This is a genomic window from Okibacterium sp. AC114 (assembly GCF_979253355.1).
Genome location: NZ_CEEDBR010000001.1, coordinates 1,458,415 through 1,479,376, shown reverse-complemented (window position 1 = coordinate 1,479,376; position 20,962 = coordinate 1,458,415). Strand labels below are relative to the sequence as shown.

Sequence of the window (20,962 nt, the reverse complement as noted above, 5' to 3'; positions counted from 1 at the left end):
TCCCACGAGTCAGGAGGGCACACCATGTCACACATCGCAAACGAAACAGGCATCGACACCGCTACGAGCACCGATGCAGCCCAGCAGCAACTGACCGCGGCCGACCGCTGCGACAGCTGCGGAGCACAGGCCTACATCCGCGTGACGGTCAACAACGGCGAGCTCCTGTTCTGCGCCCACCACGGACGCAAGTACCAGGAGAAGCTGTCCTCGATCGCTCACACCTGGCACGACGAGTCGTCGCGTCTCTTCGAAGAGCAGCGCGCCTAAGCAGCCAGCACGCGCCCCCGACGGCATCCACACGCCGGCCGGCGCTCCCCGTCTTCGTGACGAATCATCCTTCTGACACGACGAAGCGCCCGACCATCAGGTCGGGCGCTTCTGTGTTGTCTAGCTGCGCTGTCTGGCCGTGTTGCCTAGCTGTGTTGTCTAGCTTCGTTCGGCGCTCATTGCCCGCTGAAGGCTCCGAGCTTTCCGAGTGCTCTAGCCGAGGTTCGCCTTGTCGATGAGCACCGTGCGCGCCAGGTCGACCACGCGGTCGATCGACTCGTGTTCGGAATTCTTCGTATAGGTCTCGCCACGGCGCGTCGTCGCAACCTCGATGATGTGGTCGGTCAGCCGCGGGTTGAGCACGAGCACGGGCCCGCCCAGATGGGTTCCCACGGCCTCGTTCACGACGATGCCCTCGTGGCGTGCACCAGCGGGAGAGACGAGGTTTCCGCGTCCGTTGCGCACAGTGCCGAGGGGCGCCGCTGTCCCGCCGTCGATGACGGATTCGGAGCTGTGGTTTTCGGTCCCGACGAGCAACCCGAAGTTGCTGTCGGCGGCAAAAGCGTCGGTGCGCACGCGGGCTACGTTGGCGTCGGTGTCCATGGGGAACACGCCCGCGCCGCGAACCGTGCCAGCCTCGCCGAACGACACCGTGCGCCCGAAGAGGTGGAAACCTCCACCGACGGCGATCATGGGAACGCCGGCAGCGGCCCATGATTGCAGGGTCTCTGCGTGGCGCTGCAGCTCGGGCGCGATGGCGCGCACGGCGCTTCCCGGCCCGGAACCGATCGTTACGATGTCGGCCTCGGCGGGCAGCTCATCGCGCTCGTTCACCTGGATCTCTTCGACGTCGATGCCGGCGAGCCGCATGCGGCGTGCCAACACGAAGACGTTTCCGACGTCACCGTTCACGGCGAGGTAGTCGCGGTAGAGCTCAACGATTTTGATGGTCATGCCGCACCCGCTTCGAGGTCTTTGTAGCCCAGGTATTTGCGCGTCAGCAGCATCTGGTCGTAGTCGAGGAAGAAGGTGTGTCGCCCGCTCTTCGGCTTGGGGCCGTCGAGCATGCGCTGCACGGCCTTCGTCGTGTCGCTTTCGATCACGCCATACCCCTTGCCCTCATAGGCGAGACGCAGGGCGATGAAGGCACCCTTGGGGCCCGAGATGACGTCGACATAGTCGAGCTTCGACAGGTCGGCCGTGTAGAGCCAGGACGGGTCGTAGCTGGAATCGTCGTACGCGAAGAGCACCGAATCGGGCACGCGGTCGAGCGAGTCGAGGTTGAGTTGCAGGCTCGCGAGGTTCTTGAGCATCAAGATCTCGATCTCGACGCCGTCGACCGTCAGAATCTCGCCGCGACCGTAGACGGTCTTGGTGGTCTGAACGGCGTGGATGGCTTTCGCGATATCGAACTTGTCGCCGAGCGTCTTGCGCGCCAACGTGAAAGCGGCGGCGATATCGACGGCATAGTGCAACCCGCGGGCGGGCATGCGCACGGCGTGCTCGACGCCTTCGAATGAGATCGTCGCGTCATAACCCGAGGCGGCGACCACTTCGGCCACGACGTGTCGCGGTGCGGCCGAGGGGTCGGCCTTGCCGCCGGCGTAGTCGGTGGCCGAGACCTGACCGTGAGGAGCCGCGGCGAGCACCTCGGCGTCGACACCGAAGTAGTCGATCGCCAGGCGCCCCTCGTTCTCGATGGTGGTGCCGAGGTTGGCGAGGAAGTTGTCGTCGCGGTTGAGGGCGACATAGTCGCTGACCTCGCCCAGGATGTCGCGGAACATGCCCGCGACCCGGTCGGGCTCACCGAAGCGGTAGATCTGGTCGACGACGAGGTTCAAGATGACAGCCGAGCGCGGCTTCACCTGACGGCAGATCAACTGACCGTAGGCCTCGTCCACCTCGAGGATGGCGATATCGGCGTCGAGCTTGCCGGTCAGCGAGGTGTCGGCGAGCAGCGCCGACGCGATGCCCTGCGGCATATTCGCCCCCGACGGGTTCGAGAAGACCTTCAACCCGTGTTCCCGCACGATGGCGGTCAGGATGTTGGTGGTCGTCGACTTGCCGTTCGACCCGAGCACCACGACGGCGCCATAGGGCAGCTGCGACATGACGTCGCTGATGAACGTGGGCGCGACCTTTTGGGCCACGAGACCCGGGAGCGCACTGCCGCCGCCGCGCAACCGCGTTGCGAACCGGGCGAGCCGGCCCGCAACGACGGGGGGTACGAACGCGAGGCTTCCGGGCTTACTCAAGGTAGTCCCGAAGCGACTGCGACCGAGACGGGTGGCGCAGCTTGGCCATCGTCTTGGATTCGATCTGACGGATGCGTTCGCGGGTGACCCCGAACGTGTCGCCGATCTGGTCGAGCGTCTTCGGCATGCCATCGCCCAGGCCGAAGCGCATGCGGATGACTCCGGCTTCGCGTTCGGAGAGCGAGTCGAGCAGGCTTTCCAGCTGCTTCTGCAGCATGGTGAATCCCACGGCGTCGGCGGGGACGACGGCCTCGGTGTCTTCGATCAGGTCACCGAATTCGCTGTCGCCGTCTTCACCCAGGGGGGTGTGAAGGGAGATGGGCTCGCGGCCGTACTTCTGCACCTCGACGACCTTCTCGGGCGTCATGTCGAGTTCGCGGCTGAGCTCTTCGGGCGTGGGCTCGCGGCCCAGGTCCTGGAGCATCTGGCGCTGCACGCGGGCGAGCTTGTTGATGACCTCGACCATGTGCACGGGGATGCGGATGGTGCGGGCCTGGTCGGCCATGGCGCGCGTGATGGCCTGACGAATCCACCAGGTGGCGTAGGTCGAGAACTTGAAGCCCTTGGTGTAGTCGAACTTCTCGACGGCACGGATGAGGCCCAGGTTGCCTTCCTGGATGAGGTCGAGGAACTGCATGCCTCGGCCCGTGTAGCGCTTCGCGAGCGAGACGACGAGTCGGAGGTTGGCACCCAGGAGGTGGCTCTTGGCGCGGGCGCCGTCTTTCGCGACCCAGGTGAGCTCGCGGCCGAGCTGAGTCCGCTTCTCCTGGTCGGTCATGTGCGACAGCTTGTCTTCGGCGAACAGACCCGCCTCGATGCGCATGGCGAGCTCGACCTCTTCGGCCGCGTTCAGCAGCGCGACTTTACCGATCTGCTTCAGGTAGTCCTTGACCGGGTCGGCCGTGGCACCTGTGATGGCGCTGGAGTAGACGGGAACTTCGTCTTCGTCGTCGCCGCCGAACGAGAGCACCATGGCGCCCTGCGGCAGGACTTCGGCGGCCGCGGCAACGGCGGCCTTCTCGCCCGTGCCCTCTTCGACCTCGGCGGTCTCGTCGTCGTCGACCTCGATCACGACGTCTTCGACGGGCTCGGCGTCCTCATCGGGCTCGTCGGTGGCGGCAGCCTTGGTGCCGCGCTTGGCGGTGGTGCCAGCGGCCTTCTTGGCCGGGGCCTTCTTCGCCGGCGCCTTTGCGGCGGGTGCCTTGGCGGCGGCAGCCTTCTTCGCCGGGGCCTTCTTGGCCGCGGCGGTGGTCTTCTGGTCGACGGTGTCGACCTCTGTTTCGGAGGTAACCGCTTCTGCAGCGGCTACGGCGGCCTTAGTGGCCATACGAACACCTTCCAGTCCCACGCGTCGACGGGAGCGACGCGACTTTATTCGAGGCCCGTGTGTCAGCGATATCGCTCCCCCGCACACGGACGCAACAGTTATCGGACAGACACGCTTGCACGTGTTTTCGGACATTACGAAGACCCATGTCAAGTCCTAAACGAACTCACCCGAAATCACCGTGCTTCCTTTTCCTGTGCGGATGCACGGGGGGAACCACGAGTTTCGGATGCGCCTATGACAAGACCGGGTCTCTGTCAACCATTATGCCACGGTTTTCTGCGAATCTGAGCCACGGGCGGCCTTGCGTCCGGGACTCAGCGTCGCCGTCCGCGCCTCAGCTTGTGTACCAGTGCAACCCAGATGGGGGCCACGCGTATTCCTTCTTCTTCGTTCTGGCGTCGACGCGTGCGACGGCGGGCATGCAGCAGCATGACGACACCCGCACCGATCACGACGTACTGCACGCAGAACGCGGCCCGGAACGAGTCGAGCGAATAGAGCTCGGACGGCGAGTCGGCGCCGTGGCCGAGAGCATCCAGCACGGTTCCGATGAGGAACATCATCACGAAGCTGGCAAGGAAGCCACCCACGTTGACGACGCCGTTGGCCGACCCGAGCACGCGCGTGGGGTTGAAGGTGCGCGCGAAGTCGAAGCCGATGAGCGAACCCGGGCCGCCCGCGCCCAGCACGATGAGGAGTATGAGGACAAGCCAGAAGGGCGGCGTTCCCGGCCAGAGCAGCACGGCAGTCCAGGCGACGGCCATGGAGAAGACGATGCCCAGCACGAGGTTCGACCGGCGATAGGGGTAGCGCGCCGTCAACAGGCCGAGAAGCGGCCCGAACACCACGCCAGAACCCACGATCACGAGCAGCATCGCGGCGGCGAAACCCTCGGTGTAGCCGAGGCCATACACAAGGAAGGGGATGCCCCAGAGCAGCGAGAAGACCGTGCCGCTCGACTGCGTGACGAAGTGGGCCCAGAAGCCGAGCTGGGTGCCGGGCCGCTTGAAGCTGAGTTTCAGCTGGTGCAGGGCCTCGCCCCAGCTGCTGACACGCGGCGGCTCGATGGAGTCGCGTGGGCGGTCACGGATGCAGGCGAGGCCGAGGACGAGGGCGAGCGCGGCCATGGCGGCGGCGAAGAGGAAGGCGGGCTGCCATCCGAATGAATGTAAGACGAATGCAAAGGGGATGGCGGACAGCACCTGGCCGAGTTGCCCCAGGTTGCCCACCCACTGCGAGAGCTGGGGAACGATGCGGCCCTGGAACCACGACGTCACCAGGCGCATGACCGAGACGAAGATCGCGGCGTCTCCCGCCCCGACGAGGATGCGACCGCCGATCGCCTGCGGGATGACCTCGGCGAAGGCCATGAGGCTCTGGCCGATGACCAGCATGACGAGCCCCGACATGATGAGCACGCGGGGGCCCAAGCGGTCGATGAGCACGCCCACGGGCACCTGCATGGCGGCATAGACGATGAGTTGGAGAACGGCGATCGACGACAGGGCGGCGGCGGATGCGTCGAACCGGTCGACGGCCGAGACCCCTGCCACCCCGAGAGTGGTGCGCTGCATCACCGCGGCGATGTAGGCGAAGACGCCGATCCCGAAAACGAGCCAAGATCTGCGAGAGTTCACCGGACAACCCTACGCCTGCTGCGCAGAACGGATGACGGTTGCGAGCTCGAGGGCCGCCGGCCGTCACCCGTGAGTCGACCGCGGCGACGGAACGCCCGGTCGGTCTCTGCCTGCTAGCGCCAGTCCTCGGGGCGACGCTCGTCTCCCCCGCGGCGACCCGCGAGGAACTTCTCGAGCTCGGCCGCGATCTCGTCGGCCGACGGCAGCCCACCCTCGGAGTCGACGAGAGGCGACTTCAGCGCACTCCCCTCCATGTAGGTGTCATAGCGCTCCTCGAGCGTGCCAACGAGGCGCTGCAGCTCCTCATTGCCCGCGACCTGCTCATCGATGCGGGAGACGAACTCACGGCCGTCTTCGCGCAGGGAATCAGTGGGAAGGATGAGCCCGGTGGCGGCGCTGATGCTGTCGATCGCGGCGAGGGCCGCCGACGGGTACTCGGTGTCGGCCAGGTAGTGCGGGATGAGGAGCGCGAAGCCCGAGACATCCGCCCCTCGCGCCGCGAGCCGGAACTCGAGCAAGTGCAAGACGTTGGCGGGCACCTGCGTGTGCGGGCGCCAGACGCTCATCGATTCGATCAGGTCGGAGCGGTTGCCCGACACCGTGACGCCGATGGGGCGCGTGTGCGGAACCGGCATGGGGATGGCGTGCACCCACGTCGTCGACGCGACCTCGAACTGATCCATGAGGTCGAGCACCTGCGCGATGAACCCCTCCCAGCGGAAGTCGGGCTCGTAGCCCGTGAGCAACAGGAACGGCTGCTGCAGGTCGTCGAAGGCGAGGCTCAACTGCAACTTGGCGGGCGAGTAGTCGCTCACGTGGTCTTGGTTGAAGTAGATGATGGGACGGCGCGCACGGTAGTCGAGCAGCACATCGTTGTCGAAAACGGCGACGGGCTCGGAGGTCAACGCGCCCAGGGCATACTCGTTGAACTGTGAGGCGGCGGAACCCGCGTCGGAGAAACCCGTGAGGGAGACGACGAGGTCGAGGCCGCTCGGCACCCGTCCGAAGGCGTCGGTGGTCTGGTACAGCCGGTCGGTCTCGTTCATCCTTCAACTCTAAACGGGGGTGTCCCCGGAGAAGGCTCCATCGGGGTGTCAGGCGTCGTGCCGAGAGCGAACAGGCCGGCGCGCGGGCACTCGCCGCCCAGGAACGAACACCTAACATGGATGGAATGAGCGTTCCGCAGATCTCCCTCACCGTCCGATCGACCACCGAATACGCGAGTGAGGCGAGCGACACTCAGCCCGACATCATTCTTCTGGCCGCGCGTTCGACCGCCGATGGCCCCGCGCTCGTCGTTCTCGACGGTGCCGTCGAGGCCGAGGCGATCGAAGCTCAGCTGCGCCAGGTGGGTTCGACGGGCGCCAAGGACGGACTCGTGCGGTTGCCGGCCCCCGCTGGCACGTCGATTCCCCTCGCCGTCGCCGGGCTCGGATCGACGGTGGATGCCGCATCCCTGCGTTATGCCGCCGGTTCGGCCCTCCGCCAGCTCGCGGGTCAGTCGACGGTCGCCGTCGCCATCGCCACCCGCTCGGCCGATGAGCTCCAGGCGCTCGCCGAGGGTGCCGCTCTGGGCGCCTACGCCTTCCTCGACTACCGCAACGCGTCGCTCGGCGAGCACAAGCCGTCCGTCGAGAACGTCGTCGTGCACCACACGGGCGAGCACGTCGCCGACGGGTCGGATGACGCATCCCACGTCGCCGCGCACGCCACCGCCGTCGCCGAAGCCGTGTCGACCGTGAAGAACCTCGTCAACACGCCGCCGTCCGACCTCTACCCCGAGACGCTCGCGCAGGCGGCCGTCGATGCTGCGGCCGGCCTCCCCATCGATGTCACCATCTGGGACGAGGAGCAGCTCGTCGCCGAGGGCTTCGGCGGCATCATGGGCGTCGGCCAGGGTTCCGCGCGACCCCCGCGCCTCGTCAAGCTCAGCTACTCCCCCGCGGGCGCCGCCAAACACCTCGCCCTCGTCGGCAAGGGCATCACCTTCGACACGGGCGGCCTGTCGCTCAAGCCCGCCGGTTCGATGATCGGCATGAAGTACGACATGGCCGGTGCCGCGAGTGTGCTGGCCGTCATCGTGGCCGCCGCGCGACTCGAACTGCCCGTGCGCCTCACATCCTGGATGTGTATCGCCGAGAACATGCCGTCGGGTCAGGCCATGCGCCCCGACGACATCCTCACCATCCGCGGTGGCACCACCGTCGAGATCAACAACACGGATGCCGAGGGCCGCCTCGTGCTTGCCGACGGCCTCGTCGCCGCCAGCGAAGAATTCCCCGACGCCATCGTCGATATCGCCACCCTGACCGGCGCGCAGCAGGTCGCCCTCGGCAACCGATACTCCGGACTCATGGGCGACGACACGTTCGTCGCGCAGGTCAAGGCCGCGGCCGACGCCGTCGACGAACCCATGTGGCCCATGCCCTTCGCCGAGGAGCTGCGCAAAAAACTCAACTCCCCCATCGCCGACCTGCAGAACGCCAAGCTCGGCCAGACGGCCGGAGGCATGTTGCTCGCGGGCGCGTTCCTGCGCGAGTTCATCGGCGACACCGAGGACGGCAGCGGCCAGATCCCCTGGACCCACATCGACACGGCCGGACCGTCGAACAACACGGATGCCGCTTACGGGTTCACGGGCGGAGGCCCGACCGCGTCGGGCGTTCGCACACTGCTGAAAGTGGCCGAAGAGTTTAGCCGCCCGTAGTAGGCTCGAATGGGCAAAGGATGCCCGCCTCTGCGTCGCCTGAGAACCAGGCGGGCGCACACCAGCAACATGCACAACACCAGATGCTTGAGGGAGAAGTTCAGTGTCGGAAACCAACCCGTCCGGAAACACCACGTCTGAGAACCAGGGATCGAACGACACGTTCGACCTGGTCGTGTTGGGCGGTGGATCAGGCGGATACGCCGCAGCGTTGCGCGCGTCAGAGCTCGGCTTCACCGTCGGCATGATCGAGAAAGACAAGGTCGGCGGCACGTGCCTCCACCGCGGTTGCATCCCCACCAAGGCGCTGCTGCACTCGGCCGAGATCGCCGATGGCGCTCGCGACTCCGAGAAATACGGTGTGAAGGCCACCTTCGAGGGTGTCGACATCCAGGCCGTCACGGCCTACCGCGAGGGCATCGTCGCCAAGAAGTACAAGGGCCTGCAGGGCCTCGTCAAGGCGCGCAAGATCACGACCATTGAAGGCGAGGGTCGTCTCACGTCCCCCACCACGGTCCAGGTCGGCGACCGCACCATCACGGGCAAGAACGTCATCCTCGCCACGGGCTCCTACAGCCGCTCGCTGCCCGGCCTCGAGATCGGCGGCCGCGTCATCACGAGCGAGCAGGCGCTGCAGCTCGACTTCATCCCCAAGAAGGTCGCCGTGCTCGGCGGCGGCGTCATCGGTGTCGAGTTCGCGAGCGTGTGGAAGTCCTTCGGCTCCGACGTCACGATCATCGAGGCGCTCCCCCACCTGGTTCCCAACGAAGACGAGTCGATCTCCAAGTCGCTCGAGCGCGCGTTCCGCAAGCGCGGCATCAACTACTCGCTCGGCGTGCGCTTCCAGAGCGTCACCCAGAACGATGACGGTGTCGTCGTCACGCTCGAAGACGGCAAGACCTTCGACGCCGACCTGCTGCTCGTCGCCGTCGGCCGTGGCCCGTCGACCGCCAACCTCGGCTACGAAGAGGTCGGCGTCACCATGGATCGCGGCTTCGTCATCACGAACGAGCGCCTCGAGACGAGCGTTCCCGGCGTCTACGCCGTCGGCGACATCGTCCCCGGACTGCAGCTGGCACACCGAGGCTTCCAGCAGGGCATCTTCGTGGCCGAAGAACTCGCCGGGTTGAAGCCCATCGTCATCCCCGACATCAACATCCCCAAGGTCACCTACTGCGACCCCGAGGTCGCGTCGGTCGGCTACAGCGAAGCCAAGGCCAAAGAGCAGTGGGGCGACGACAAGATCTCGACCTACGACTACAACCTCGCCGGCAACGGCAAGAGCGAGATCATCGGCACGACGGGTTCGGTCAAGGTCGTTCGCGTCAACGACGGCCCCATCATCGGTGTGCACATGATCGGCGCCCGCGTCGGTGAGCTCATCGCCGAGGGCCAGCTCGTCGTCAACTGGGAGGCGTACCCCGAAGACATCGCGCCCCTCATCCACGCGCACCCCACGCAGAACGAGGCGGTCGGCGAAGCATTCCTCGCGCTGGCCGGAAAGCCGCTGCACGCGCTGTAAACAGCAGAAGCACCAAGACAAACAGTCACGAATTAGGTTTTTGAAGGAGTTAAGGTCATGAGCGAATCCGTTAGCCTCCCGGCACTCGGCGAGAGTGTCACCGAGGGCACGGTCACCCGCTGGCTGAAGAATGTGGGAGACCGCGTCGAGGTCGACGAGCCTCTGCTCGAGGTCTCGACCGACAAGGTCGACACCGAGATCCCGTCGCCGGTCGCCGGCGTCATCGAGAAGATTCTGGTCCAGGAAGACGAAACCGTCGAGGTCGGCACCGCGCTGGTCGAAATCGGTGACGGCTCGAGCCAGGGATCGTCCGACGAGGGTTCCGCTCCCGAGGGCGAGGCACCCGCATCCGAGCCGGCACCCGCCGAAGAGGCGCCCGCGCCCGTCGAAGAGCAGCCCGTTCCCGAGGCTCCCTCCACCGAACAGCCCGCCGACGAGGTCGCATCCGCTCCCGCGGAAGACGCCCCCGAGGCCGAGGACGAGAAGGGCAACGCTTACGGCGCTGCCGCTCAGCCCGCCGCCCCGAGCGCGCCGTCGGCTCCCACCGAGGCACCGGCTCCGGTGTCCGCAGCGTCCTCCGCTCCTGCGGCTTCCGCACCGGCCGAGCAGTCCGCTCCGGCCGGCGACGGCAGCAACTCGGGCTACGTGACGCCGCTCGTGCGTCGTCTCGCTCAGCAGGAAGGCGTCGACCTGTCGACCGTTTCTGGCACGGGCGTCGGCGGCCGCATCCGCAAGGAAGACGTGCTGGAGGCTGCCAAGGCCAAGAACGCGCCGAGCGCCGCACCGGCCGCGGCACCCACCGAGGCCGCGCGCAAGCCGCTCGAGACCTCGCCGTTGCGTGGCACCACGCAGCCCATGTCGCGCCTCCGCAAGGTGGTCGCACAGCGCGCCGTCGAGTCGATGCAGTCCTCTGCTCAGCTCACGAGCGTCGTCGAGGTCGACGTCACCAAGATCGCTCAGTTCCGCGACCAGGTGAAGGGTGAGTTCCACTCCAAGACCGGCAACAAGCTGTCGTTCCTGCCGTTCTTCGCCCTCGCGGCGACCGAGGCTCTGAAGGCCTACCCGGTCATCAACGCCACGATCGACGGCGACCAGATCGTCTACCCCGACCACGAGAACCTCAGCATCGCCGTCGACACCGAGCGCGGCCTGCTCACCCCCGTGATCCGTGACGCGTCGTCGCTCGACCTCAACGGTTTCGCCGCGCAGATCGCCGACCTGGCGGCCCGCACGCGTGACAACAAGCTGAAGCCCGACGAGCTCGCCGGCGGAACGTTCACGCTGACCAACACCGGTTCGCGCGGCGCCCTGTTCGACACCCCGGTCGTCTTCCTGCCGCAGGTCGCCATCCTCGGCACCGGCATCGTCACGAAGAAGCCCGTCGTCATCTCGAACGGCGGCGTCGAGTCGATCGCGATCCGTTCGATGGTCTACCTGGCCCTGTCCTACGACCACCGCATCGTCGACGGCGCGGATGCCTCGCGCTTCCTCGTCGCCGTGAAGAACCGTCTCGAAGACGGCAACTTCCAGAACGACCTCGGAATCTAACCTCGGCATCCAGCCTCGGTTCGATCCCCTCGAGCGGCGTCCACTTCGGTGGGCGCCGCTTCGTCGTGGGCGGGGTCCTCGGGGCTGGCGAGGTCGGCACGGTTCGGTGGGCCCGCGGGATTCGCGGGTGAGCGCACCCAGGCCTGTTCAGCGCACCAGGCGAACAGCTGAGCTTCGAGGAGCGTCAGGGTGGCGCGCGCCGAAGCCCCTTCGATCTGATCGCACCAGGATGCCCACCGGGTCGACAGCGCAGGGCCCGCCATCCTCGATTCGCCTAGAAGACCAGAGAACTCGGCTACCACGGCAGCCAGCGTCGAGAGCGCTTCCTCGGCCGGGATAGCCTGCTCGCCGCCTCCGCGAGCCGTCGCCGCAGCCGAGGGCCGCTCGCGTCGCGCGAGGAGTAGCCCGGTATCGACGACGACCAGGCCCCCGCACTCGTCGTGCGCGAGCGCGCTCAGGCGCAGCGGCTCGGGCCCGTATCCGGCTTCGAGGAGTTCGATGACGCCGTTCAACAGCGGCACCAATACGGCCACGGCGAGAGAACTCACTACATTGTGATCGCGCTGAAGAGCGACGCTGAGGGCTTCGCCGACCGCTGGGTAGACTGCAGCCTCACAGGCGCCGAACGGTTCCTCGACCGACGGCTCGGTCATCTCGAGCGCGACCGGTCGCGGAATGATCTCGCTGCGGATATCGCGGCGCGAGGCGAGCTCGAGTTCCGCCCTGCGGGTGCATTCGGGTGGCCTTGTCGACGCTGCCGTGCCCTTCTGCCAATCGGCTGCACCTGCACGCCGATTGAGCCCCGAAATGAACCGGGAGGCCCTCAGAGGGAGCAAACCTCTGAGGCCTGGTGCGGTGAGCTGCACTGGGGTTTCCGACGCGGGGACGTGCAACTCGTGCCACACCCGCACGCGCACAGACTCGCGACGCTCACCGGCCTGTTTGCGACCGTGGGCGTTGTCGCCGTCGCCGTCGTGCTCGTTACGATACCCATCCCCTTGTCGATGGCCGTTCACGGGCGCAGGGCATGAGGCGTCGAAGTCGGTCACACGGGCCCAGACGGAGCGCACGGCATCGAGGGTGTAGCCCCCGACCAGTGTGCCGATCAGGGGGTGACGCGAAGCATCCGACATGACGCCCAGCATGACGCGCCGCTCGTCGCACGGTGCCGCCGGTCACCGACTTGTGGACGAAACGGAGGATCGCAAACTGTGCAGAGCGAAAGCGCCGGATGCCGGTATCCTTGACACCATGGCACGTAAGGAAAAACCCGCGAAGAAGGCGAAGGAGCCGGGTCGTCTCAAGCAGATGGCTCAGGTCTTCCAGATGACTCGCCGCTATGACCCGAATGTCGTCTGGGCGATGCTGCTCGGCTTCCTCGGCGGCGTTGCCGTCGGTGTGGCGCTGGCACTCATCTTCTCGCGCGACAGCGTCTTCGGCATCGTCCTCTGGGTGATCGCCGGTGTGCTCGCCGGAATCCTGGCGGCCATGCTCATCTTGGGTCGCCGCGCCGAGCGTGCGGCCTACGGTCAGATTGCCGGGCAGCCCGGAGCCGTGGGCGCCGTCTTCCGCGGGTCGCTCCCCCGCAGCTGGCGCGGCAGCGAAATGCCCGTCAACGTCAACGGTCGCACGCAGGATGCCGTCTACCGGGCCGTCGGCCGCGGCGGCGTCGTTCTTGTGGGCGAAGGCCCCATCTCGCGCACCCGCAAGCTCGTCGACGACGAAAAGCGCAAGATCAACCGCGTGCTGCCGAACGTTCCCGTCACGGTCTTCTATGTCGGCCCCGATGACGATTCGGTCGAATTGCACAAGCTCGCCAAGTCGGTGCGCAAGGTGAAGAACACGCTCACCAAGCCCGAGGCGCTGGCCGTCTCCAACCGTCTCGCGTCCCTCGGCACGCAGATGCCTATCCCCAAGGGCGTCGACCCGTTCAAGGCTCGCCCGCAGCGCGCCCGCTAGTCCACCTCAGCATGTGAAGAAGGCTCGTCCGAGAGGACGAGCCTTCTTTGTTTATGAGGCTGAGGTGCGAGGCTCGAGACGCGTATGGTTGCGATTGCCTTAGTGGCTGACGCGCACCCGGTGACCCTCGAAACCGACGATATCTCCGACCTGCAGCTGACGCCCGCGCCGACGATCGACGTCTCCGTTGACGGTCACCAGGCCATCGGCGATGACCTCTTTGACGTTTCCGCCGGAGTCGAGAAGGCCCGCGAACTTGAGGAACTGGCCGAGGCGGATATCGTCCCCGCCGATGGGAACGTCTTCGACCGGAGCGGAACTCATCATCATTGCCCCATGATATCGGCCGTCGCCCCGCTCGGCCCGCGAGGTCGCCACGCGAAACCGCCTGACGTCTTCGCAATGTGCTGGTCAGACGCCACATCCTGGCCAGGACTCTAGACCAGCCGAGCGAGAAGGAGGATAGTCGGAGCACAGACATCCGCCAGGAAGAGATGGGGCACGCAATGGAGCACAAGCCGCCAACCGAAGCGATCGAGAGGGCACACGCTGCACGGGCGCAGTCACTGCCACTCGGCGACCGGGCCGACTTCGACAATGCCGATCGGGGGTTCATCGCGTCACTCGACCCCGCCACCATTCGCTCGTCGAACGGCTCGGTCGTGTGGGATGCCGAGAGCTATGCATTCCTCGATCCCGCAGAACCCGCGCCGGCGAGCGTCGACCCGAGCCTGTGGCGCCAATCCACCCTGGTTGCGAAGCAGGGCCTCTACGAGGTCGTGGAGGGGATCTACCAGGCGCGCGGATTCGACCTGTCGAACGTGACCTTCGTCGAGGGCGACTCGGGCGTCATCGTGATCGACCCGTTGATCTCGACCGAAACCGCTGCAGCCGCGCTCGCTCTCTATCGTCGGGAGCGCGGAGATCGGCGCGTCGTTGCCGTGATCTACACACACAGTCACGTGGATCATTTCGGTGGTGTCTTCGGTGTTGCCTCGGTCGCCGAGGTAGAGGCTGGCACGATCGAGGTCATCGCGCCGCAGGGCTTCGTGGAACACGCCGTCTCCGAGAACGTCTACGCGGGCACGGCCATGTCCCGCCGCGCCGGCTACATGTATGGCGCCGTCCTCGAGCGTGGGCCGCGGGGGCAGGTCGGAGCGGGTCTCGGCCAGACGACTTCGCAAGGCGAGGTCGGCTTGATCGTGCCGACCATCGACATCACGACGACCGGTCAGACCCACACGGTCGACGGGGTCGACATCGAATTCCAGATGGCGCCCGGAACGGAGGCGCCCGCCGAGATGCACTTCTATTTCCCCCGGTATCGAGCGCTCTGCATGGCCGAGAACGCCACCCACACGCAGCACAATCTGCTCACCCTGCGCGGCGCCCTCGTGCGCGACCCGCACGTGTGGTCCAGCTATCTCACCGAGGCAATCGACACCTTCGCGGCTCGCTCCGATGTGGCGTTCGCCTCACACCATTGGCCCACCTGGGGAGGCGACGAGATCGCCGCATTCCTCGGCGTGCAGCGCGATCTCTACGCCTACCTCCACGACCAGACACTCCGCTACATCAACCAGGGTCACACCGGTGCAGAAATCGCCGAGATGATCCAGCTCCCCCCGGCGCTCGAGGCATCCTGGAGCACCCACGGGTACTACGGCTCGGTCAGCCACAACGTCAAGGCGATCTATCAGCGCTACATGGGCTGGTTCGACGGCAACCCGGCCAGGCTGTGGCCACATCCACCGGCCGAGATCGCGGTTCGCTATGTCGACGCCATGGGCGGCATCGAACGGGTCGTCGAACTGGCTCGCTCGGCCTTCGACGCGGGCGACTTCCGCTGGGCAGCCACACTCCTCGACCACGCCGTGTTCGTCGACGACACCCACAGCGCGGCCCGTGAACTCTATGCCGACACGCTCGAGCAGCTCGGCTACGGTTCGGAGAACGGCACCTGGCGCAACTTCTTCCTCTCGGGCGCCACCGAGCTGCGCGACGGCAACTTCGGCACGCCGACCGCCACATCGGCCCACGCGATCGTCGCCCAACTCAGTCCCGAGCAACTGTTCGACTCGCTCGCGATTTCGGTCGACGGCCCCCGCGCGTGGCACCTCGATCTTGCGATGAACGTCACCTTCACCGACCTCGATACGACCTATGCGGTGACGCTGCGCAACGGTGTGCTGATCAGCACACAAAAGGAGACCCCGCCGGATGCCGCACTCACCCTCGCCCTGACTAAAGAGCGCATGATCGCCGTGTTGGCCGGCGACCTCGACTCCCCCGGAATCGACGCCACGGGCGATCTCGCGGTTCTGCAGCAGCTGCTCTCCGTGCTCGACAGGGGTGACCCCGGGTTCGAGATCGTCCTGCCCTGACCGACGAGCCGCCCGGATATGCCCGTCAGCGACTGCGAATGAGGAGCGTGCCCGCGACCTTGTCGTGGAAGCCGCGCTGATCCGAGTCCCAGACGAGGGCCGGAACGAGGACGGAGAGGAGGAGGGTGCGCACGACCGGGCGCCAGACGCCAATCCATCCGCCACCCAGTTTGACGACACGGATGCCGACCGCACGGTGGCCGAGACCACCCCCGATGGTCGGGATGAACACGATCTGCGTGACGACGAAAACGAGCAGCGTCGCCCACGTGTCGTAGTTGAAGAAAGCGAACGAGATGAGCGCCGAGATGGCGCTGTCGATGAGGAACGCCGAGATGCGACGACCCGGCCGAGCGATGCTCATCACACCCTCTTCTGGCAGGCCCAGACGCTGCCCGGGATAGCGGCTCGGTTGGAGGTCTCCGAAGCGGACGCTAGGCTTTGGGGGGTTCGGCACGGCTCAAGTCTACGTGCCCATCGACTCGTAACACGCCCGAAACATGGGCGACACTGCGGGGTAATGCCCTATCAATAGCCTCGGGTTGGGTGCATGTCGCACCCCGCTCGGTACGAAGCCATTTGGAGTTCTTCCCATGTTCAGTGATTCCTCCGAGGTGCTCAAGTTCATCAAAGACACGGACGTCAAATTCCTCGACATCCGATTCACCGATCTTCCTGGTGTGCAGCAGCACTTCAACATCCCCGCCTCGACCGTCGATGAGGAGTTCTTCTCCGTCGGCCAGTTGTTCGATGGTTCTTCCATCCGCGGTTTCGCCAACATCCACGAGTCCGACATGCAGTTGATCCCGGATGTCTCGACCGCCTACGTCGACCCCTTCCGCGCCGAGCGCACCCTCATCATGGTGTTCGACATCTACAACCCCCGCAACGGTGAGGTCTACTCCAAGGATCCGCGTCAGGTCGCCAAGAAGGCCGAGAAGTACCTGGCCTCGACCGGCATCGCCGACACCGCGTTCTTCGCCCCCGAGGCCGAGTTCTACATCTTCGACGACGTCCGTTACGAAGTGAACCAGCACTCGAGCTTCTACTTCGTCGACTCCGAAGAGGGCGCCTGGAACTCGGGCCGCGTCGAAGAAGGCGGAAACCTCGCCAACAAGACCCCCTACAAGGGCGGCTACTTCCCCGTCTCCCCCGTCGACAAGCAGGCCGACCTGCGCGATGACATCTCGCTCAAGCTGATCGACGCCGGACTCATCCTCGAGCGCGCTCACCACGAGGTGGGCACGGGCGGCCAGGCCGAGATCAACTACCGCTTCGACACGATGGTGCACGCGGCCGACGACATCCTCAAGTTCAAGTACATCGTCAAGAACACGGCCGACCAGTGGGGCAAAACGGCGACGTTCATGCCCAAGCCCCTCTTCGGCGACAACGGTTCGGGCATGCACACGCACCAGTCGCTGTGGAGCGAAGGCAAGCCGCTGTTCTACGACGAGGCCGGCTATGGCGGACTCTCCGACCTGGCTCGCTGGTACATCGGTGGCCTGCTGAAGCACGCCCCCGCCGTGCTCGCGTTCACCAACCCGACCGTGAACTCGTACCACCGTCTGGTTCCCGGCTTCGAAGCCCCCGTCAACCTGGTCTACTCGGCCGGTAACCGCTCGGCCTCGATCCGCATCCCGATCACGGGCACCAACCCCAAGGCCAAGCGCATCGAGTTCCGCGCGCCCGACGCCTCGGGCAACCCGTACCTCGCGTTCGCCGCTCAGCTCATGGCGGGCCTCGACGGCATCAAGAACCGCATCGAGCCGCACGAGCCCGTCGACAAGGACCTCTACGAGCTGCCCCCCGAGGAAGCGAAGAGCATTCCTCAGGTTCCCGCCACGCTCGAGGGCGCCTTGGCCGCGCTCGAAGCCGACCACGAGTTCCTGCTCGCCGGCAACGTGTTCACCCCGGAGCTCATCGAGACCTGGATCGAATACAAGCGCGAGAACGAGATCAAGCCGCTGGCCCAGCGCCCGCACCCGTTCGAGTACGAGCTGTACTTCGGCGTCTAGTCGCTGAACGACCGCTTGCCGGTTACCGAGGGCCGCTCCGATTCGTCGGGGCGGCCCTCGGCCGTTCGGGGGAGCTAGATAGGTTGCGCTAGATTTCGAACGGGGGCGGGAACGGTCGACCGATTAGCTACTCGGCCGCACCCGTCGCAGTGGACCCGGTAGGCCGGCAGGGTGTGGCGATCTTCGTTTCGTGTCGCGGTTATGGATGCTGAACCGCACTGTTCACAGGAGTACATGCGGTGAGGCTAGCGCGTGCCACCGACAGTCGCGGCGCCTCGGCGCGCTTAGGCCGTCGAAGGCTGGATGCGGTCGGGCAGGCCGTAGAAGCGCTGCTCGAAGACGCGGCGGGCCCGGCGGGTGACCGCGAGGTAGTCCTGCTCGAGCTGCGTCGCCGATCCCGGCGGATACTCCATGACGCGCGCGATGCCCTCGAGCTGGCGGCGGTCGCTGGGTAGGACATCCGTGGTCTTGTTGAGCCAGAGCGTCATGCTGCTGCGGAGGCGCGAGGCGAAGAGCCAGGCTTCGCGCAGGCGCTCGGCGTCGGCATCGGGGACGAGGTGTTCGCGGGCGACGACGGCGAGGGCATCCAGCGTGGATGTCGTGCGGAGGTCGGGGATGGCGGCGGCGTGTTCGAGCTGCATGAGCTGCACGAACCATTCGACGTCGCTCAGCGAACCCCGGCCGAGCTTCACGTGGCGCGTCGGGTCGGCACCCTGCGGCAGCCGCTCGTTCTCGACCCGCGCCTTGATGCGTTTGACCTCACGCACCGCCTGTTCGGCGATCGCGGCCGGGTAGCGCACCGTGTCGGCCAGCGACTCGAAGTCGGCGAGCAGCTGCTCGTCCCCCGCTACGCCGCGCGCCCGCAGCAGCGCCTGCGCCTCCCACGTGAGCGACCAGCGCTCGTAGTAGGCGCGATAGGAGTCGAGCGAGCGCGCCTGGGGCCCGTTCTTACCCTCTGGCCGCAGGTCGGTGTCGAGGTCGAGCGGCACGCGGTGATCTTCCGTGAGGCTCGACAGTGCTTTCACGATAGCGTTGGCGGCCTGCGTGGTCGCCTCGGGGGTGCCGGTGGTCGCGCGGAAGACGTAAAGCAGGTCGGCGTCGGAGCCGAAGCCCAGCTCGCCTCCGCCGTAGCGTCCCATGCCGATCACGGCGAATTCGAGCGCGTCCGATCCCAGTCCGTCGCGGCGGCGGATGGCCCGCAGCACACCGTCGAGGGTGGCCGTCGTGACGTCGGTGAGTCCGGCCCCGAGCTGTTGCAGTTCGACGACGCCGAGCACCGACGAGATCGCGAGACGCAGGAGCTCCCGGCGACGCATCCGCATGATGGCCTTGGCGGCGGGCTCGGCATCGGCGTGACGGCGCAGAATCGAGGATGCCTCATCGCGCAGTGTGGTGAGGCTGCGCGGCTTGAGTTCCCGATCGTCCTCCAACCACGCGGAAGCCTCGGGGATCTGATCGAGCAGCTCGCCGATGTAACGCGATCCGCTGAGTACGCGGGTCAAACGCTCGGCCACACCCGACGAGTCGCGCAGCATGCGCAGGAACCAGTGCGTGCCGCCGAGCGACTCGGACAACCGCCGAAACGCGAGTAGCCCGTAGTCGGGGTCGGCACCGTCGGCGAACCAGCGCAGCATGACCGGCAGCAGGTGACGCTGGATGGTGGCCCGGCGCGACACCCCGCCCGTGAGCGCCTGGATGTGCGACAGCGCACCCCGCGCGTCGCGGAACCCGATAGCCGCCAGGCGCGCCTCGGCCTGCTTGGGGCTCAGCGTGACCTCGTCCTCGGGCAGGGCCGCGACGGCGCTCAGCAGCGGGCGGTAGAACAGGCGCTCGTGCAGCGTGCGCACCTCGTTCTTGGTGCTCTCCCAGCGCGTGACGAGGGCGTGACCCGTCGTGGCGAGACCCGAGGCGCGGGCCAGGACACGCAGGGATGCGTCATCCCGGGGCATGAGGTGCGTGCGCCGCAGCCGGCTGAGCTGCAGGCGGTGTTCGAGCACCCGCAGCAGGCGGTAGTCCTGCGCGAAACCGGCGGCCTCGACGCGGCCGATGTAGCCGCTCTCGGAGAGGGCACCGAGCGCCCGGATCGTGCCACGCTCGTGCACGCTCTCGTCGCTCTGGCCGTGCACGAGCTGCAGCAGCTGCACCGTGAACTCGATGTCGCGCAGGCCGCCGGGCCCGAGCTTCAGCTGGTAGTGCAGCTCATCTGACGGGATGTTGTCGGTCACGCGCTCGCGCATGCGCTGCACCGAGTCGACGAAATTCTCGCGGGACGCGCTCGACCACACCTTGGGCCAGAGCGCGTCGACGTAGCGCTGGCCGAGGTCGGGGTCGCCAGCCAAGGGACGTGCCTTCAGCAGCGCCTGGAACTCCCAGCTCTTGGCCCAGCGCTCGTAATAAGCGATGTGCGAATCGAGCGTGCGCACGAGGGCGCCCTGCTTGCCCTCGGGGCGGAGGTTCGGGTCGACCTCCCAGAGCGGCGGCTCGAAACCAGCCTCGGAGATGCCGCGCATGGTGAGAACGGCCAGGCGCGTCGCGATGTCGACGGCCTTCGAGTTGTCGAGCCCACCCTGCTCGTCGCCCTCGGCCACGAAGATCACGTCGACGTCGCTCACGTAGTTGAGCTCGTTGGCGCCCGCTTTGCCCATGCCGATGATGGCGAAGCGGGTGAGGGCGACCTCGTCGCGCGTGAAACGGGCCGGGCCGGCGCCGGGCATGGTGACGTGGGTGCGGGCGACGGCGAGGGATGCCTCGAGCGCGGCGCCCGCGGCATCCGCCAGTCGAGTGGCCACCCGGTCGAGCACGGCCGAGGCGTCGGAGGCCGAGAGGTCGAAGGCGGCGATGCGCACCAGCCAGCGGCGATAGCGGATGCGGAGGTCGGTCCAGAGGCGGTCTTCCGACCAGGCTGCAGGTCCTGCATCAGCCGCGCTCGCGCCGCCCGCGGACGCGAAACCATCGGACTCGTGCACGGTCGCCAGCAGGTCGTCGGCGATCTGGGCGGCCGACGGAAGCTCCGCAGCGGGCTCGGTGACGACATCGAGTTGGTCGGGATGCCGCTCGAAGAATTCGACGAGTCCCTGCGACGCACCGGCCAACCGCAGCAGAACCACGCGGTGCACGGGATCGGCGAGCAACCGGGCCGTGCGTCCGTCGTCGACGCGGGCGAGCGACACGATGGCGCGCAACGCCTGGTCGGGGTCGGCGGCCACCCGGAAGTCCTCGAGGAACTCGCGCGGGTCGACGCCGGCGACCTCCTGCAGAGTGTCGAGGATCTCTCTCGACTCACTGAGATCGGCAAAGCCGATGCGCGCCAATTCGGTCAGAGTCGCCATCTG

16 protein-coding genes are annotated in these 20,962 nt (G+C 66.7%); 7 read left to right on the top strand and 9 right to left on the bottom strand.

All coding sequences use genetic code 11. From position 1 onward, the window contains the following. The first annotated feature begins 24 nt into the window (after nt 1-24). Nucleotides 25-270 carry a DUF7455 domain-containing protein gene (locus ACZ6IE_RS07070; protein ID WP_077053274.1) on the top strand — a complete coding sequence of 82 codons (246 nt, stop codon included), beginning with the start codon at nt 25-27 and terminating at the stop codon, nt 268-270. Nucleotides 271-483: 213 nt separating this feature from the next. Here ACZ6IE_RS07070 and ACZ6IE_RS07065 read toward each other — a convergent pair whose 3' ends face one another. The 5 genes from ACZ6IE_RS07065 to ACZ6IE_RS07045 all read right to left on the bottom strand — a co-directional run bounded on the left by ACZ6IE_RS07065 (nt 484) and on the right by ACZ6IE_RS07045 (nt 6,538). Continuing rightward, nucleotides 484-1,224: a type 1 glutamine amidotransferase gene (locus ACZ6IE_RS07065; RefSeq protein ID WP_464607351.1), complete on the bottom strand. Its 741-nt coding sequence runs from the start codon at nt 1,222-1,224 to the stop codon at nt 484-486. Further along, nucleotides 1,221-2,525 (bottom strand): Mur ligase family protein, encoded by a 1,305-nt coding sequence (locus ACZ6IE_RS07060; RefSeq protein ID WP_464607350.1) that lies wholly within the window; start codon nt 2,523-2,525, stop codon nt 1,221-1,223. The genes ACZ6IE_RS07065 and ACZ6IE_RS07060 overlap by 4 nt, the downstream gene beginning before the upstream one ends. Next, nucleotides 2,518-3,852, bottom strand: a complete 1,335-nt coding sequence (locus tag ACZ6IE_RS07055; protein ID WP_464607349.1) for an RNA polymerase sigma factor — start codon at nt 3,850-3,852, stop codon at nt 2,518-2,520. The genes ACZ6IE_RS07060 and ACZ6IE_RS07055 overlap by 8 nt, the downstream gene beginning before the upstream one ends. Before the next feature lie 317 nt (nt 3,853-4,169). Beyond that, nucleotides 4,170-5,492, bottom strand: coding sequence for an MFS transporter (locus ACZ6IE_RS07050; RefSeq protein WP_464607348.1), 1,323 nt, complete (start codon nt 5,490-5,492; stop codon nt 4,170-4,172). Between the two features lie 113 nt (nt 5,493-5,605). Next, nucleotides 5,606-6,538 carry a proteasome assembly chaperone family protein gene (locus tag ACZ6IE_RS07045; protein WP_464607347.1) on the bottom strand — a complete coding sequence of 311 codons (933 nt, stop codon included), beginning with the start codon at nt 6,536-6,538 and terminating at the stop codon, nt 5,606-5,608. Between the two features lie 125 nt (nt 6,539-6,663). Between ACZ6IE_RS07045 and ACZ6IE_RS07040 the strand changes: the two genes are divergently transcribed. The 3 genes from ACZ6IE_RS07040 to sucB all read left to right on the top strand — a co-directional run bounded on the left by ACZ6IE_RS07040 (nt 6,664) and on the right by sucB (nt 11,269). Then, the gene (locus ACZ6IE_RS07040; RefSeq protein ID WP_464607346.1) at nt 6,664-8,199 is read left to right on the top strand and encodes a leucyl aminopeptidase; all 1,536 of its coding nucleotides are present in this window, start codon (nt 6,664-6,666) and stop codon (nt 8,197-8,199) included. Nucleotides 8,200-8,302: 103 nt separating this feature from the next. Continuing rightward, nucleotides 8,303-9,721, top strand: coding sequence for a dihydrolipoyl dehydrogenase (lpdA, locus tag ACZ6IE_RS07035; protein WP_083709470.1), 1,419 nt, complete (start codon nt 8,303-8,305; stop codon nt 9,719-9,721). 57 nt (nt 9,722-9,778) lie between these two features. After that, entirely contained in the window at nt 9,779-11,269 is a 1,491-nt protein-coding gene (sucB, locus tag ACZ6IE_RS07030; protein WP_464607345.1) for a 2-oxoglutarate dehydrogenase, E2 component, dihydrolipoamide succinyltransferase, read from the top strand. On the opposite strand, the gene ACZ6IE_RS07025 is transcribed toward sucB, so the two are convergent. Continuing rightward, entirely contained in the window at nt 11,266-12,414 is a 1,149-nt protein-coding gene (locus tag ACZ6IE_RS07025; RefSeq protein ID WP_464607344.1) for a hypothetical protein, read from the bottom strand. The two genes, sucB and ACZ6IE_RS07025, sit on opposite strands and share 4 nt — an antisense overlap. A gap of 106 nt (nt 12,415-12,520) precedes the next feature. Between ACZ6IE_RS07025 and ACZ6IE_RS07020 the strand changes: the two genes are divergently transcribed. Continuing rightward, nucleotides 12,521-13,228, top strand: a complete 708-nt coding sequence (locus ACZ6IE_RS07020) for a DUF4191 domain-containing protein (RefSeq protein ID WP_464607343.1) — start codon at nt 12,521-12,523, stop codon at nt 13,226-13,228. Nucleotides 13,229-13,327: 99 nt separating this feature from the next. Here the strand turns inward: ACZ6IE_RS07020 and ACZ6IE_RS07015 are convergent, their stop codons facing one another. Next, nucleotides 13,328-13,555, bottom strand: a complete 228-nt coding sequence (locus ACZ6IE_RS07015) for an RNA-binding S4 domain-containing protein (protein WP_464608602.1) — start codon at nt 13,553-13,555, stop codon at nt 13,328-13,330. Nucleotides 13,556-13,734: 179 nt separating this feature from the next. On the opposite strand from ACZ6IE_RS07015, the gene ACZ6IE_RS07010 reads away from it, so the two are divergent. Further along, nucleotides 13,735-15,612: an alkyl/aryl-sulfatase gene (locus ACZ6IE_RS07010; RefSeq protein WP_464607342.1), complete on the top strand. Its 1,878-nt coding sequence runs from the start codon at nt 13,735-13,737 to the stop codon at nt 15,610-15,612. Between the two features lie 25 nt (nt 15,613-15,637). On the opposite strand, the gene ACZ6IE_RS07005 is transcribed toward ACZ6IE_RS07010, so the two are convergent. Continuing rightward, entirely contained in the window at nt 15,638-15,976 is a 339-nt protein-coding gene (locus ACZ6IE_RS07005) for an RDD family protein (protein WP_464607341.1), read from the bottom strand. Between the two features lie 229 nt (nt 15,977-16,205). Here ACZ6IE_RS07005 and glnA point away from each other — a divergent pair, with 229 nt between their 5' ends. Further along, complete coding sequence (gene glnA / locus ACZ6IE_RS07000) at nt 16,206-17,630, top strand: type I glutamate--ammonia ligase (protein ID WP_079727494.1); 1,425 nt, start codon at nt 16,206-16,208, stop codon at nt 17,628-17,630. Between the two features lie 284 nt (nt 17,631-17,914). Here glnA and ACZ6IE_RS06995 read toward each other — a convergent pair whose 3' ends face one another. Next, a complete protein-coding gene (locus ACZ6IE_RS06995) occupies nt 17,915-20,959 on the bottom strand; it encodes a bifunctional [glutamine synthetase] adenylyltransferase/[glutamine synthetase]-adenylyl-L-tyrosine phosphorylase (RefSeq protein WP_464607340.1) in 3,045 nt (1,014 codons plus the stop codon). Nucleotides 20,960-20,962 lie beyond the last annotated feature (3 nt).

Coding starts and splice junctions, on each gene's coding strand:
- ACZ6IE_RS07070 (WP_077053274.1), top strand. CDS start 25: ATGTCACACATCGCAAACGAAACAGGCATCGACACCGCTACGAGCACC.
- ACZ6IE_RS06995 (WP_464607340.1), bottom strand. CDS start 20,959: ATGGCGACTCTGACCGAATTGGCGCGCATCGGCTTTGCCGATCTCAGT.
- glnA (WP_079727494.1), top strand. CDS start 16,206: ATGTTCAGTGATTCCTCCGAGGTGCTCAAGTTCATCAAAGACACGGAC.
- ACZ6IE_RS07040 (WP_464607346.1), top strand. CDS start 6,664: ATGAGCGTTCCGCAGATCTCCCTCACCGTCCGATCGACCACCGAATAC.
- ACZ6IE_RS07055 (WP_464607349.1), bottom strand. CDS start 3,852: ATGGCCACTAAGGCCGCCGTAGCCGCTGCAGAAGCGGTTACCTCCGAA.
- ACZ6IE_RS07025 (WP_464607344.1), bottom strand. CDS start 12,414: ATGCTGGGCGTCATGTCGGATGCTTCGCGTCACCCCCTGATCGGCACA.
- ACZ6IE_RS07065 (WP_464607351.1), bottom strand. CDS start 1,224: ATGACCATCAAAATCGTTGAGCTCTACCGCGACTACCTCGCCGTGAAC.
- sucB (WP_464607345.1), top strand. CDS start 9,779: ATGAGCGAATCCGTTAGCCTCCCGGCACTCGGCGAGAGTGTCACCGAG.
- ACZ6IE_RS07005 (WP_464607341.1), bottom strand. CDS start 15,976: ATGAGCATCGCTCGGCCGGGTCGTCGCATCTCGGCGTTCCTCATCGAC.
- ACZ6IE_RS07045 (WP_464607347.1), bottom strand. CDS start 6,538: ATGAACGAGACCGACCGGCTGTACCAGACCACCGACGCCTTCGGACGG.
- ACZ6IE_RS07010 (WP_464607342.1), top strand. CDS start 13,735: ATGGAGCACAAGCCGCCAACCGAAGCGATCGAGAGGGCACACGCTGCA.
- ACZ6IE_RS07020 (WP_464607343.1), top strand. CDS start 12,521: ATGGCACGTAAGGAAAAACCCGCGAAGAAGGCGAAGGAGCCGGGTCGT.
- ACZ6IE_RS07015 (WP_464608602.1), bottom strand. CDS start 13,555: ATGATGAGTTCCGCTCCGGTCGAAGACGTTCCCATCGGCGGGGACGAT.